The sequence below is a fragment of the Aquibacillus albus genome (assembly GCF_016908325.1).
GTDB classification, from domain to species: domain Bacteria; phylum Bacillota; class Bacilli; order Bacillales; family Amphibacillaceae; genus Aquibacillus_A; species Aquibacillus_A albus.
Genome location: NZ_JAFBDR010000011.1, coordinates 39,585 through 54,708 on the forward strand (window position 1 = coordinate 39,585; position 15,124 = coordinate 54,708).

Annotated in this window: 10 protein-coding genes; 9 read left to right on the forward strand and 1 reads right to left on the reverse strand. The window is 38.0% G+C overall.

The features are described 5' to 3' along the window. The first annotated feature begins 39 nt into the window (after positions 1–39). From JOC48_RS10990 to pyrE, 8 genes are read left to right on the forward strand one after another with little or no spacing between them, the layout of a single operon-like run. Positions 40–966, forward strand: coding sequence for an aspartate carbamoyltransferase catalytic subunit (locus JOC48_RS10990; protein WP_204499637.1), 927 nt, complete (start codon positions 40–42; stop codon positions 964–966). After that, entirely contained in the window at positions 923–2,224 is a 1,302-nt protein-coding gene (locus JOC48_RS10995) for a dihydroorotase (protein WP_204499639.1), read from the forward strand. The genes JOC48_RS10990 and JOC48_RS10995 overlap by 44 nt, the downstream gene beginning before the upstream one ends. Further along, on the forward strand, positions 2,199–3,314 hold the full coding sequence (locus JOC48_RS11000) for a carbamoyl phosphate synthase small subunit (RefSeq protein WP_204499641.1): 1,116 nt from the start codon (positions 2,199–2,201) through the stop codon (positions 3,312–3,314). Before JOC48_RS10995 ends, JOC48_RS11000 begins: the two co-directional genes overlap by 26 nt. Continuing rightward, positions 3,293–6,493 (forward strand): carbamoyl-phosphate synthase large subunit, encoded by a 3,201-nt coding sequence (carB, locus tag JOC48_RS11005; RefSeq protein ID WP_204499643.1) that lies wholly within the window; start codon positions 3,293–3,295, stop codon positions 6,491–6,493. Before JOC48_RS11000 ends, carB begins: the two co-directional genes overlap by 22 nt. After that, positions 6,490–7,257 (forward strand): dihydroorotate dehydrogenase electron transfer subunit, encoded by a 768-nt coding sequence (locus JOC48_RS11010; protein WP_338024283.1) that lies wholly within the window; start codon positions 6,490–6,492, stop codon positions 7,255–7,257. Before carB ends, JOC48_RS11010 begins: the two co-directional genes overlap by 4 nt. Then, positions 7,257–8,183, forward strand: a complete 927-nt coding sequence (locus JOC48_RS11015) for a dihydroorotate dehydrogenase (protein ID WP_204499646.1) — start codon at positions 7,257–7,259, stop codon at positions 8,181–8,183. The genes JOC48_RS11010 and JOC48_RS11015 overlap by 1 nt, the downstream gene beginning before the upstream one ends. Then, positions 8,158–8,871, forward strand: a complete 714-nt coding sequence (gene pyrF / locus JOC48_RS11020; protein ID WP_204499648.1) for an orotidine-5'-phosphate decarboxylase — start codon at positions 8,158–8,160, stop codon at positions 8,869–8,871. Before JOC48_RS11015 ends, pyrF begins: the two co-directional genes overlap by 26 nt. Next, positions 8,855–9,481, forward strand: coding sequence for an orotate phosphoribosyltransferase (pyrE, locus tag JOC48_RS11025; protein WP_204499650.1), 627 nt, complete (start codon positions 8,855–8,857; stop codon positions 9,479–9,481). Before pyrF ends, pyrE begins: the two co-directional genes overlap by 17 nt. A 173-nt stretch (positions 9,482–9,654) precedes the next feature. Here pyrE and JOC48_RS11030 read toward each other — a convergent pair whose 3' ends face one another. Beyond that, positions 9,655–11,379 (reverse strand): Rqc2 family fibronectin-binding protein, encoded by a 1,725-nt coding sequence (locus JOC48_RS11030; RefSeq protein ID WP_204499653.1) that lies wholly within the window; start codon positions 11,377–11,379, stop codon positions 9,655–9,657. A gap of 193 nt (positions 11,380–11,572) precedes the next feature. On the opposite strand from JOC48_RS11030, the gene JOC48_RS11035 reads away from it, so the two are divergent. Continuing rightward, a complete protein-coding gene (locus tag JOC48_RS11035) occupies positions 11,573–14,221 on the forward strand; it encodes a calcium-translocating P-type ATPase, SERCA-type (protein ID WP_204499655.1) in 2,649 nt (882 codons plus the stop codon). Positions 14,222–15,124: the final 903 nt, after the last annotated feature.

The following is a 15,124-nucleotide window of genomic DNA, read 5'->3' on the forward strand; positions in this document are numbered from 1 at the left end:
AGTGAGTCCGGACAGTCCTTTAATCAAAGGAGGAGCAGTATGAAAAATTTTGTATCCATGAAACATTATTCAAAGCATGAGCTATTACAACTAATTAAGCTTGCCAATGACATTGAACAGCATGGAATCCAACCATTTAATCAGCAATTATTTGCTGCCAATCTTTTTTTCGAACCTAGTACGAGAACAAAAATGAGTTTTGTTGTTGCACAAAGAAAGTTGGGTTTAGAGGTCTTAGACTTTATGAGTGATGTTTCAAGTGTCAAAAAAGGAGAAAGTGTTTATGATACTGCAAAAACGTTTGAATCAATAGGAGCATCACTATTAGTCGTACGACATCCTCAGGATAATGTTGTTCATCAGTTAGCCAATCAGATTACCGTCCCGATTATTAATGCTGGAGATGGAAAAGGAGAACATCCAACCCAATGCTTACTGGATTTATTAACTATTTACCAAGAGTTCGAAAAATTTTCTGGATTGAAAGTAGGAATCATTGGTGACATTAAGCATAGTCGTGTAGCACGTTCCAATGCTTATGCATTATCAACACTAGGAGCAAAGGTTTATTTATCCTCTAAAACAGAGTGGCAAGATCATAGTCTTCCTTATCAATATATCGATATTGATGATGCAGTGGAACATTGTGATGTCGTTATGTTTCTAAGAATACAGCATGAGCGTCACGAAAACCAAGCGTCTAATGATCATTATTTAGAAAAATATGGATTAACAGCCGAACGTGAGAAAAGAATGAAGCCACATGCAATTATTTTACACCCGGCTCCAGTTAATAGAGGTGTTGAAATTGCTGACGAATTGGTCGAATGTAATCGTTCAAGAATTTTTAAACAAATGACAAACGGTGTTTCTGCGCGTATGGCAGTTATCTACCGCTTACTTGAAGGGGGAGGAATTACACATGAAAAGCCTATTAATCAACGCAAAGCAATTATCAGCAAATAATCAAATGGAATCTTGTGAAATTCTAATAAACAATGGCGTGATTGAAGAAATCGGTCAGGATTTACCGAAAGACGATGCAGCGCTCATTGATTGTAAAGGTCAGCTAGTAACACCGGGTTTTGTAGATGTTCATGTCCATTTAAGAGAACCTGGTGGTGAGGCGAAGGAAACGATTGAGACGGGTACGAAAGCTGCTGCAAGAGGTGGTTACACAACGCTTTGCGCGATGCCGAATACAAGACCCGTGCCGGATCATCCTAAAACGCTTCGGCAAATTGTAGATAGAATGGAAAAGACTGGACATGTTCGTGTGCTACCATATGCATCAATAACAGAAAGATTATTAGGAGAAACATTAACAGATATGGAAGGCCTTAAAGATGCTGGTGCATTTGCTTTCACTGACGATGGAGTAGGAATTCAAACGGCAGATATGATGTTACAAGCAATGAGTCAGGCTGCAAAGTTAAACATACCAATCGTAGCACATTGTGAAGATAATTCCTTAATTCATAAAGGAGTCATTCATGAAGGTGAAACAAGTAAAAAACTTGATATTCCAGGTATTCCATCTATCTGTGAATCTGTTCAAATAGCAAGAGATGTATTGTTGGCAGAGGCTACAGGATGTCATTACCATGTATGTCATGTAAGTACAAAGGAATCTGTACGAGTGATTCGCGATGCAAAAAAGGCTGGGATTCACGTAACAGCAGAGGTTACACCACATCATTTATTATTAAATGAAGAAGATTTTGATTCCAATGATGCGAATTTCAAAATGAATCCCCCGCTACGCTCGAAAGAAGATCAACAAGCATTAATGGAGGGATTACTAGATGGAACGATTGATTTCATCGCGACAGACCATGCTCCACATACAGAAGAAGAAAAAGAGCAAGGATTAATGCTCGCTCCATTTGGAATTGTAGGACTCGAAACAGCCTTTGGTTTACTGCACACGCATCTTGTTGAAACAGGAAAAATTACCTTAAAACAGCTTATTGACTGGATGACAGTAAAACCTGCGAATGTATTTCATCTACCCTATGGTGAATTAACAGTTGGTTCTGCTGCAGATTTAACCGTTATTGATTTAGAGAGACAAACAACGATTAATAAAAATAATTTTTATTCAAAAGGGAAAAACACTCCGTTCCATGATTGGGAGGTCACTGGTGCACCAGTTCTAACCATGGTTTCTGGAAAAATCGTCTTTGAGGAGGCTTCTTATGGAAAAACGACAACTCGTGCTTGAGGATGGCACCACGTTTATTGGAACTGCATTTGGTAGTACAGAAGCAAAGGTTGGTGAAGTAGTATTTAATACGGGTATGACAGGATATCAAGAGATACTCTCTGACCCATCTTATTGTGGTCAAATGGTTACGATGACGTATCCGCTAATTGGTAACTATGGAATCAATCGAGATGACTTTGAAACAATTACACCATCTATCCACGGATTAATAGTGAAGGAAGCATGTGACTTTCCTTCTAACTTCCGTAATGATGAAAGCTTGGACAGTTATTTGAAGGCTAATCATATTCCTGGCATCGCTGGAATTGATACTAGGAAACTAACGAAAATTATCCGTCAATACGGGACGATGAAAGGCATTATCACCTCTGTTAACCAATCAAAGGAAGAAGCAACTTCCTATATGGCACAAACACCTGCCATGCATGATCAAGTAAAACAGGTGTCAACGGTAAAGCCATATGTTGTTCCGGGACGTGGTTACCGAATTGTCTTAGTGGATTTTGGAATGAAACACGGTATTTTGCGAGAATTAACGAAAAGAAATTGCCATGTGACAGTTGTTCCTTATAACTATACCGCTGAAAGTATTCTACGATTAAAACCTGATGGCGTCATGCTTACGAATGGACCAGGGGATCCCAAGGATGTTCCTGAAGCAATTGATATGATTAAGAGTCTGGTAGGTAAAGTACCTATCTTCGGAATATGTTTAGGTCACCAGTTACTTGCACTTGCCTGTGGAGCAGACACAGAAAAATTGAAGTTTGGTCATCGCGGTTCGAACCATCCGGTTAAAGATTTGGTTGTAAATAAAACGTATATTACTTCACAGAATCACGGATATACCGTTAAATTAGAGTCGTTAAAAGAAACAGCATTAAAATTAACACAAATTGCATTAAACGACCAAACTGTTGAGGGAATTCAACATGAAAAATACCCTGTGTTTTCGGTACAATATCATCCAGAAAGCTCACCAGGACCAGATGATACGAATCATTTATTTGATGAGTTTTTAGCAAAGATTAAATTCCATCATTCTACCATCAAGGAGGAAACTTCATGCCTAAGCGTACAGATATAAATAAAATTCTAGTCATTGGATCAGGTCCGATTGTCATTGGTCAAGCAGCAGAGTTCGATTATTCAGGAACACAAGCGTGCCAATCTTTAAAAGAAGAAGGTTATACAGTTGTATTGGCAAATTCTAACCCAGCTACTATTATGACTGATCATACGATTGCTGATACTGTCTATATGGAGCCCTTAACGGTAGAGTTTTTAATGAAAATCATTCGTAAGGAAAGACCGGATGCAGTGTTACCGACACTTGGCGGTCAAACTGGATTAAATTTAGCTGTAGCCTTAGAAGAAAGTGGAATTTTAGAGGAATGTAACACGGAATTATTAGGAACATCTTTAGATGCCATCCAACAAGCAGAGGATAGAGAGAAATTCCGTACACTAATGAACGAGTTAAACGAACCAGTTCCTGAAAGTATGATTGTCAATACTGTTGATCAAGCGCTAGATTTTGCAAATGAAATAGGGTTTCCTGTCATTGTTCGCCCAGCCTATACGCTTGGTGGAACTGGTGGGGGCATGTGTTACAGCGAACAGGAATTAAAAGAAATTACTAGAAACGGCTTAGCATTATCACCTGTAAATCAATGCTTAATCGAAAGGAATATTGCTGGATTTAAAGAGGTTGAATATGAGGTAATGCGTGATAATAATGACCAAGCTATCGTTGTGTGTAACATGGAAAATATTGATCCGGTTGGGATTCATACTGGTGATTCGATTGTTACGGCACCGTCTCAAACATTGAGCGATCGTGAATATCAAATGCTCAGAAATGCCTCGTTAAAAATTATCCGCGCCTTAAAAATAGAAGGTGGCTGTAACGTGCAACTTGCATTGGATCCCGATAGCTTCCAATATTACATCATTGAAGTTAATCCGAGGGTAAGTCGTTCATCCGCTCTAGCTTCCAAAGCGACGGGTTATCCAATTGCAAAAATTGCCGCTAAAATTGCTGTTGGACTAACGTTAGATGAAATAATTAATCCGATTACTGGAACTACGTATGCTTGTTATGAACCAGCACTTGACTACGTCGTAACAAAGTTACCTAGGTTCCCGTTTGATAAGTTTGCGTCCGGAAATCGTACACTTGGGACACAAATGAAAGCAACTGGTGAAGTGATGGCTATCGGAAGAACATTTGAAGAGTCATTGCTAAAAGGAGTACGGTCAGTAGATATAAGTGGAGAGGACTTATGGATAGAAAGTCTAACAGATTTGACCGAAGAAGAATTAAAGACAAGATTAATAAAGCCTGATGATGAACGAATTTATATTCTAGCCGAAGCTATTCGACGTGGATTTACGGTTGACGAACTATTTGAACTTACTAAAATCGATCGTTACTTCTTAACAAAAATGCAGAAGGTTATCAATCTTGAGCAAAGTCTAATTAGCGAACAGGGTTCACACTCTCTTCTTCTTGAGGCTAAACAATCTGGTTTTTCTGATGCTCAGGTTGCTAGACTTTGGAATATGGAAGTTGATGATATTTATCAACTACGCATGGAATTAGGAATGCACCCCGTTTATAAAATGGTTGATACGTGTGCAGCTGAATTTGAGTCAGAAACACCGTATTTTTATAGCACGTATGAGGAAGAAAACGAATCGGTTGTTACTAATCGTAAAAAGGTGCTTGTACTTGGATCAGGACCGATTCGAATTGGTCAAGGTATTGAGTTTGATTATGCTACCGTTCATTCGGTGCTTGCCTTGAAAGAGGCTGGATATGAAGCGATTATTATGAACAATAATCCAGAGACCGTTTCTACTGATTTTAGTGTGTCCGACAAATTATATTTTGAGCCGTTAACATTAGAAGATGTTATGCATGTGATTGAGTTAGAACAGCCAATTGGAGTGATTGTACAATTTGGTGGCCAAACAGCAATCAATTTAGCAGACGGATTAGAGCGTAGAGGGGTTAACATTTTAGGTACTTGTTTAGAAGCTATTGATACAGCTGAAGATCGAGATAAATTTGAACAATTACTTGGTGAGCTGGAAATACCACAACCAAAAGGTAAAAGTGTACGTCAGCTGGACCAAGCAATCGATACAGCAAACGAAATTGGATACCCTGTATTGGTTCGTCCATCTTACGTGATCGGCGGAAGTCAGATGGAAATCGTTTATAACGACGATGAGCTATATAGCTATTTAAACAAAACCAATCATATTAAACACAAGCATCCTGTTTTGATTGATAAATATTTAACAGGAATTGAAATGGAAGTAGATGCAATTAGTGACGGAGAAACGACAATCATTCCTGGAATTATGGAACACATTGAACGTGCTGGGGTTCACTCTGGTGATTCCATTGCTGTCTATCCAACTCAAAGAATTAGCCAAGAAGTGAAGCAAAAATGTGAAGAGATTACAATGAAAATCGCTGCTCGTTTACAAGTAAAAGGGCTAATTAATATTCAATTTGTTGTCCATCAAAATGAAGTGTATGTGTTGGAGGTAAACCCTCGTGCAAGTAGAACGATACCATTTTTAAGTAAAATTACTGGTGTGACGATGGCAAATCTAGCAACAAGATGTATCTTAGGGCAAACCTTAAAGGAACTAGGCTATCAGCCCGGTGTTTTACCAGAACCAGATCACGTTTCTGTAAAAGTACCTGTTTTTTCCTTCGAGAAACTGAGAAGTGTTGATACCCTGTTAGGACCTGAAATGAAGTCAACTGGTGAAGCGATTGGTAGGGACAAAACATTAGAAAAAGCATTATACAAAGGCTTAATTGCTTCCGGATTATCAATTCCAATGGAAGGCTCGGTACTATTAACAGTAGCTGATAAAGACAAAGAGGAAACAGCAGAAATTGGAAGAAGATTCCATCAGTTAGGATTTCAATTATATGCCACAGAAGGAACAGCAGCATACTTGTGTGATTTAGGATTACCTGTAACACAAGTTGGAAAAATTGGATCAGAAGGTACAACTGTGCTATCCATTATTGAAGATGGTGAAGTTCAATTTGTCGTAAATACAATCACTTCAGGGTTACAGCCACGTTCAGATGGATTTCGGATTCGTAGGGAAGCAGTTGAACATGGAATTGCTTGCTTAACAAGTTTAGATACAGCTGAAGCTATTTTAAATGTCATTGATTCAACAACCTTTACAGCTAGACCGGTTGTTGAAAGAAAGGCTGTTGTATTGTGATTAATCAATTAATGATGACAATTATAGACAAAAAGACCATTGCCAAAGACACGATAGAAATGCGGTTGGCGGGCGGAGCTATCGTACGTACGATAGAGCCCGGTCAATTCGTTCATATAAACGTTGGGAATCAAGGCTCCCACATGCTAAGAAGACCTATCTCTATTGCAGATATTAATGAATCCGACGAGTCAATTACGATTATCTTTAAAGTGATTGGCTCAGGTACGGAAGACCTTCAATCCTATCAAATTGGTCAAGAGTTAGATGTTTTACTTCCATGTGGAAGTGGCTATCCAATTAAAGAGATCAATGTTAAGAAAGCATTGTTAGTTGGTGGTGGAATAGGTGTACCACCATTATATTACCTTGGGAAAAAATTGAAAGAAAATGGGGTAGAGGTAGAGTCTGTCATTGGTTTTCAAACAAAATCCAGTGTTTTTTATGAACAACAGTTTGCAGAATTGGGTGCATGCCATGTTGTTACAGACGATGGTAGTTATGGTTGGAAAGGATACGTGACAGATGTCATCGATCAATTAGATTTTGATTATTACTTCTCATGTGGTCCTACTGGGATGCTCCGTGCAGTATCCAATAAATTAGAAAACCATAAAGGCTTCATCTCCATTGAGCAAAGAATGGGATGTGGAATTGGTGCCTGTTACGCTTGTGTTGTTCCAACAAATGATGATGAGAAAAATGGGTTTAAGAAAATTTGTAAAGATGGTCCTGTATTTCGCGCAAATGAGGTGGTTATTTAATGTCACTACAAGTTAATCTTCCTGGTTTATCGTTAAAGAATCCAATTATGCCTGCTTCTGGTTGTTTTGGATTTGGACGGGAATATGGTGACCTATATGATTTAAATCAACTTGGAGCGATTATAATCAAAGCAGCAACGCGTGAAGCAAGATATGGAAATCAAACGCCAAGAGTTGCAGAAACGCCAGCTGGAATGTTGAATGCGATAGGATTGCAAAATCCGGGTGTGGATGCAATCATCGATCAGGAGCTGCCGTATTTAATGAATTATGATCTCCCTGTCATTGCAAATATTGCAGGAAGTACGGTAGAAGAATATATCGATGTAACAAAGGCTTTTACTCGAACTAACGCTGTACATGCATTAGAGCTCAATATTTCTTGTCCTAATGTGAAGGAGGGTGGCGTCCAATTCGGAACGGATCCTGAGTTGGCAAAAGAAGTCACGTACAAAGTGAAAGAAGTAAGTCATGTACCAGTTTATGTAAAGTTATCACCTAATGTATCAAATATTGGTGCAATGGCTAGGGCGGTAGAGGATGCCGGTGCCGATGGGTTATCAATGATTAACACATTGACTGGTATGCAAATCCATTTGCCTTCCAAGCGGCCGTTACTTGCCAATCAAACAGGAGGATTGTCTGGTCCTGCTATCAAGCCGATTGCGATTCGAATGATCTATGAAGTGAAGCAACAAGTTTCGATTCCAATTATCGGAATGGGTGGAATTATGACGGCAGAGGATGTATTAGAATTTTTGCTTGCTGGTGCTAGTGCAGTTGCAGTGGGAACAGCTAATTTCCACCATCCCTTTGTTTGCCCAGAAATTATTGATGCACTTCCAGACGTATTACAAAAATACGGATTCACTTCTGTTGAAGATGCAATCGGAAAGGGGCATGACCATGATTTATCTCGCACTTGATTTCCCGAATTGGAAGGAAGCACAATCATTTCTAGAAACAAATCAGTTAAAAGGTGTTCCAGTTAAAGTAGGGATGGAGCTCTTCTATAAAGAAGGTCCTACGGTTATTGAAGCATTAAAGAAGGATGAACACCCTATTTTTTTAGATTTAAAGCTGCATGATATTCCTACTACTGTTAAAAAGGCAATGCGTAACGTTGCAAGTCTCGGAGTAGAGATGGTTAATGTACATGCATTTGGCGGCAGTGACATGATTCAGGCGGCAAAAGAAGGACTTATTAAAGGGGCAGCGGGTAGTATAGAGCCCAAATTATTAGCTGTTACCCTTCTTACTTCAATGGATGAAACAGTAATAAGGGATGAACTGAAAGTGGAGAGCAGTTTGGAATCTACTGTTATTCATTTGGCATCGTTAGCTAAAAATAATGGTGCTGATGGTGTCGTTTGTTCGGCACATGAAGCAAATGAAATTAAGCAGGCATGTGGAAAGCAATTTTTGACGGTAACACCAGGCATTAGGCTCAGTGACTCTGCTCATAATGATCAAAAAAGAATTGCAACCCCTCAATTGGCTGGAAACCAAGGAGCAGATAGAATTGTCATCGGTAGAAGTGTTACACAAGCACCAAATCCTTATAAAGCGTATCAAAAAGCGATAGAGGAGTGGAACCATGTCATTCAGCAATGAAATAGCTAAAGAATTATACAACATTGAGGCGATTCAAATTAAGGCGGATCGTTCTTTTACGTGGACATCAGGAATTCAATCACCTATTTACTGTGATAATCGATTAACGTTATCTTATCCATCTGTAAGAGAAAAAATTGCCAATGCATTTATTCAAATTATTAATAATATGGATCAAAGACCAGATGTAATAGCTGGTTGTGCAACAGCTGGTATTCCACATGCTGCATGGATTGCACAAAAATTGGGATTACCGATGGTGTATGTCCGTTCAAAGCCAAAAGGGCATGGAAAGGGCAACCAAATAGAAGGTGAAATTAAACGTGGACAAAAAGTAATCGTTATAGAAGATTTAATTTCTACTGGAGGATCATCGATTAATGCTGCATTAGCTTTACGGGAAGCAGGAGCAGATATTTTAGGAGTATTAGCAATCTTCACGTATGGCCTAGCTCATGCTTCTGAAAATTTCGAGGCAAATGATATCCAATTATCTACGATTACAAATTTTGATATTTTACTAAATGAATTAGTAAGCTTAGGTAAACTAGATGAAAAGGATCAACAGAGCTTGATTGAATGGCGAGATGATTTGGTCTTGAGTAATTAGCATTTACTAAAATAATTCTGACTGTTTTTGGTTTGAAGTAAAACACATGGCTCTTTAAAGTTATGATGAAAAAAAGACCAAATCGCATGGTGATTTGGTCTTTTTAAATTTACTAAGCTATAGTAACCTTTTTTGTTTGATGAAGAGGAACGAATAAAAATCGTAAAATATTATTATTCTTCCTTGTTTTTGTTCTTACGTAATGCTTTTATTGTTTCTTCATTTGGTGTAACAAAAATGGTTTTTTGATTTTCATAAGTTACAAATCCTGGTTTTGCTCCGCTTGGTTTTCGAACATGACGGATGGAAGTATAATCAACAGGAACAGAAGATGAATTTTTTGATTTACTGAAGTATGCAGCAAGCTCGGCACCTTCCATCAATGTCTTTTCACTAGGATTTGAATCGCGAATAACAACATGTGATCCTGGAATGTTTTTCGTATGAAGCCAAATATCATCCCTTGCAGCTAGTCGGTTTGTAAGATACTCATTTTGTTTATTATTTTTACCAACTAATAATAATGTTCCGTCACTGGCATAAAAGGTTTCTGGTTGAGGTTTTGTCGGTTTATTACGTTTGTTCTTTTTGTTAGCTCGTGCTTTTAAATAGCCTTCTTCTTGCAGCTCTTCACGAATTTCATTAATATCTTGTTCTCTTGCACCTTCAATTTGTTGGATTAACTCATCCATATAATTAATTTCTTGTTTAGCCTTTGTTATTTCTTGCTCAACCATTTGCTTTGACTTTTTTAATTTTTGATAGGTTTTAAAATATGCCTGTGCGTTTTCACTTGGACTTTTATTAGGATTTAAATGAATAGTAATTTCTTTCTGTTCTGGGTCGTAGTAATCGATCACAGTTGCCTCTTTATCCCCAAACTTTAATGCGTGCATGTTTGCTGTTAATAATTCACCATACCGTTGATATTCTGCTGCTCGCTCTGATTTTACAATGGTTTGTTCATGCTTTTTAATCTTTCGTTCATTTTTATCTCGTTCGTTTTTAAGAAAACGTAAAAGATCTCCAGCTTGCTGCTTTACGCGATCTCGTTCCGCTTTTCCAGAATAAAACTTATCAAGCATTTCACTTGTTGTGTCAAAACGGATTTTACTTCCTTCTATCGAGGATAATGAAACCACGTAAAAGATTTCTTTTTTTGATTGGATAATCTGTGGTTCATAAGCATGATCCAGAATAGCTGATTGAATATCTTTAAATGCCTGCTTATAGTTGTCAATGGATCCTAGTCCGGATCGATAAATAATCTCTGTAGAAATTAATGGTGAAAACCCCATGAACTGATTCACGATTTGTTTGTCTAACTTTCCGGAATTAAAATCTAGCTTTTTTATAAACGTATCCTCATCAATGGTTAATGGGTTAATTTTTCCGTGATCAGGAGGGTATTTATATTCTTGTCCAGGCATAATTGTACGAAATCTATTTTGAGAAGGCGGGATATGCTTAATGCTGTCTAATATATGCCCTTTCTCTTGGTCAATTAAGTGTATGTTACTGTGTTTCCCCATTAATTCAACAATGATGGTTTTACGAGTCTCGTCTCCAATTTCATTCTTCCCTCTAAAATGAAAGAGAACAATCCGTTCATTTTCGTGTTGCTCTATTTTTTCCAAAAAACTACCAACAAGATGTTTTCGTAACAACATGCAAAACATTGGAGGTTCTTTAGGATTTTGGTATGTTTCAGATGTTACATGAAATCGAGCATAGCTTGGATGTGAAGATAATAATAATGAGTGATTTTTCCCAGAACTTCTTATGATAAAAAGAAGTTCAGTTTCTGTTGGCTGGTAAATTTTCATTATTCTACCTGAGGCTAATGCTTGATTTAGTTCGTGAGTAATCGCCCGAGTGACGATACCGTCGAAAGCCATTTGTATTCACCTCATTTATATTTAAAAATAGTTGTTTCAATGATTTTGCAGCTTTCATTCAATCTGGTAAAACCAGTATTAACCTAGCTATCAAAGACGCACTTCTTTTTCACCTAGTTACTTATTATAGCATTTTTTAGGACAAGTCTGAATACATTTATAGTGACTGAACTAGTATATGGGGGAATGCGATGTGAAATGGTACCAACTAAGTGATGTGGAATTGGAGAAGAAGCTAGGGGTAGCGAAACAAAAGGGGCTATCCTCAAAGGAAGCGTCGTCAAGATTAAGAAAGTTTGGTCCTAATCTATTAGAGGCTGATCATAAAACATCTCTTCTCCTACTTTTTTTGAAGCAATTTCAAGATTTTATGGTGTTAGTTCTTTTAGCAGCAACACTTGTTTCTGGTTTACTTGGGGAGTATGTTGATGCAATTGCAATTATGATTATTGTATTAGTTAATGGCATTATTGGCTTTTTTCAAGAGCAAAAAGCGGAAAAGTCATTAGCAAAATTAAAAGAATTATCTGCACCGATGGCAACCGTTTACCGTGATGGTAGTTGGATAAAAATTCCTTCAAAAGATGTAGTGGTTGGAGATTTGATTAAAGTAGCAAGTGGCGATCGAATTGCTGCAGATATACGAATCACAAAAAGTAATAGCTTAGAAATAGAAGAATCTGCTCTGACAGGTGAGTCTTTGCCAATTGCTAAACATTCTAATCCAATCATGGAAGACGCATTGGAACCTGCAGACCAAACAAACATGGCTTTTATGGGAACGATGGTCACTCGAGGTAGTGCAGAGGGGATTGTGGTTGGAACAGGAATGCAAACGGCAATGGGGCAAATTGCCGATTTACTTGTTCACACACAACAAAAAGCAACCCCATTAGAAAGAAAGCTTGCTGAACTCGGTAAAATTTTAATTGTTGTTGCTTTGTTACTTACTGCTTTTGTTGTCGTGTTAGGAGTCATCCAAGGACACCAGGTTTACCAAATGTTTTTAGCAGGGGTTTCCCTTGCTGTTGCAGCTATTCCTGAAGGTCTCCCGGCGATTGTAACAGTTGCTTTGTCTCTAGGCGTCCAACGAATGATTAAGAAAAAAGCAATTGTTAGGAAGTTATCGGCAGTAGAGACACTAGGAAGTGCTTCTGTTATTTGCTCTGATAAAACGGGCACGATGACAGAAAATCAGATGACAGTGAAAGGAATCTATTTAAATCATGCGTTTATTGATGTTTCTGGAGAAGGCTACAACCCAAAAGGTTCTTTTTATTTAAATAATAAGAAAATTAATAACAAGCACTTGGATAGCTTGTTGCTTTATGGAGCTTTATGCAATCATGCAGCGTTAGAAAAAAAGAAGGGGAAATGGTTGATAGATGGTGATCCAACGGAAGGTGCATTGTTAGTTGCAGCAAGAAAAGCTAACATTTCTCTAGAGGATACTGAAAAATTCAAAGTAATACATGAACTTCCTTTTGATTCGGATAGGAAAAGAATGTCAGTAGTCGTTGAAGCTATGGATGGTAGTCGGTTTGTTATTACAAAGGGTGCTCCAGAGGTATTGTTGCCACGTTGTACTTACATTCAAGATGAAGTAAGTCGAAGACCGCTTCGTACAAAAGATGAAAAACAAATTAATCATGCGATTGATCAGATGGCAGATCACGCCTTACGAACGATAGCTATTTGTATTAAGCCAATAGCTGCCGACCGATCACTCAATGACCAGATCATTGAAAAAGATCTCACCTTTGTTGGGATTAGTGGAATGATAGATCCTCCGAGAAAAGAAGTGAAGGCAGCTATAGCCGAGTGTAATGCTGCAGGGATTAAGACGGTAATGATCACCGGTGATCATGCAAAAACCGCACAAGCAATTGCTAAGCATTTAGAATTAATGCCTGAAAATGGGAAAGTTTTACAAGGCCACGAGCTTTCTAAGATGACACAGGATCAATTAAGTGAAATCATTGAAGATGTCTATGTATTTGCTCGTGTTACGCCAGAGCATAAACTGAAAATTATTAAAGCATTACAGGATAAAGGGCATGTCGTTGCAATGACTGGAGATGGTGTTAATGATGCACCAGCAATAAAGGCAAGTGATATTGGAATTAGCATGGGTAATTCTGGAACAGATGTAGCAAAGGAAGCTTCTTCCTTAGTCCTTCTCGATGACAATTTTTCAACGATAAAGTCAGCGATTAAAGAGGGCAGAAATATATATGAAAATATAAGAAAATTCATCCGATATTTACTAGCTTCCAATGTCGGTGAGATTCTTGTTATGTTTTTTGCTATGTTACTAGCCTTACCGCTGCCATTAGTTCCTGTACAAATTTTATGGGTGAATCTTGTCACAGATGGACTACCAGCAATGGCTTTAGGGATGGATCAAGCAGAAGATGATGTAATGAATCGAGGACCAAGAAATCCAAGAGAGGGTATTTTTGCTCGTGGGTTAGGATTTAAAATAATTAGTCGTGGTTTTATGATTGGATTGGTTACCTTAATTGCATTTATCATTGCATATCAAGGAAATCCAGATCACCTAATATATGCACAAACCATTGCATTTACAACATTGGTTATGGCACAATTAATTCATGTATTTGATTGTCGGAGTGAAAAATCTGTTTTTGCCAGAAATCCTTTTCAAAATTTATATTTAGTTGGTGCGGTACTTTCATCTCTCTTGTTAGTTTTAATCGTCATTTATTATGAACCGCTTCAACCGGTGTTCCATACAACGGATTTAACAATCAAGGACTGGATATTCATCTTAGCAATGAGTAGCATACCGACATTCTTTTTTGGATTTTCAAAAAAATAAGAGAAAAAATTTAACAAGACGCCTTTCCCCATTATGTAGTGAGGAAGGGCTTTTTTTTATAATAAGATTTTTCGTATTCTTTATTTTTTCACAACACATTAGACCTATAATGCGCAACAAAAGGTGATTTATCATAAATCTAACGAAAAAAAGAGTGCATAACCGACGCTGTGGAAAAACACTCGCTTTCCGTGGGCAACGCCTCAGCCTCCTCGGAAGAAAACCGCTTCCTGCGGGGTCTTCACCTGTTGCTTTTCCCACAGGAGTCTCGCATTTTTCCACAGCTTGGATTTGTTTTTTAATAAGTGAGAACTATCCAATTGCTGTAACGAAGCTTTGATACCATTTCTTTTAATTAAAATTAGTTATTTTATGAAACTTCCACGATTAAGTGGTGGAAGCACATGTAGAGTAATCGAAAAGATAAACCAATTTCTTATGTGAGATGTAATGGTGTCGGTGCTTGCCTGAGGAGAAGACATCCACTAATGTGAATTCCAGTACTTACACATATGATTAATCGAAGAATCGCTTTTAGCGTAGGCAGAATACGTAGACTCCTGCGGGAACAGCACGTGTCCGAAGACCCCGTGGATGCGCCTGCGTCTTCTAGTAACGCTTCGCAGCTTGCTTCCTCGGCGCAAGGGAACAAAGAAGCTTATTCAAGTAGCACCCTGGCTGAGGCCGTGCCCGCGGAAAGCGAAGTATTCTGCCGAAGCGATATCCCAGCACTATTTTAATTTCACTGTACTGCGTATTAATCGTATGTTACGCATTTTCGTTTTGTAATTAGATTTATTAAAAAATCAACAATCTTTTAGAAATAATAAGGTAGATAGGCATATTTTTTATTTTTTGATATGATTAATATAAAAGGGAGTAATTTTGGATAAGATTGTAACT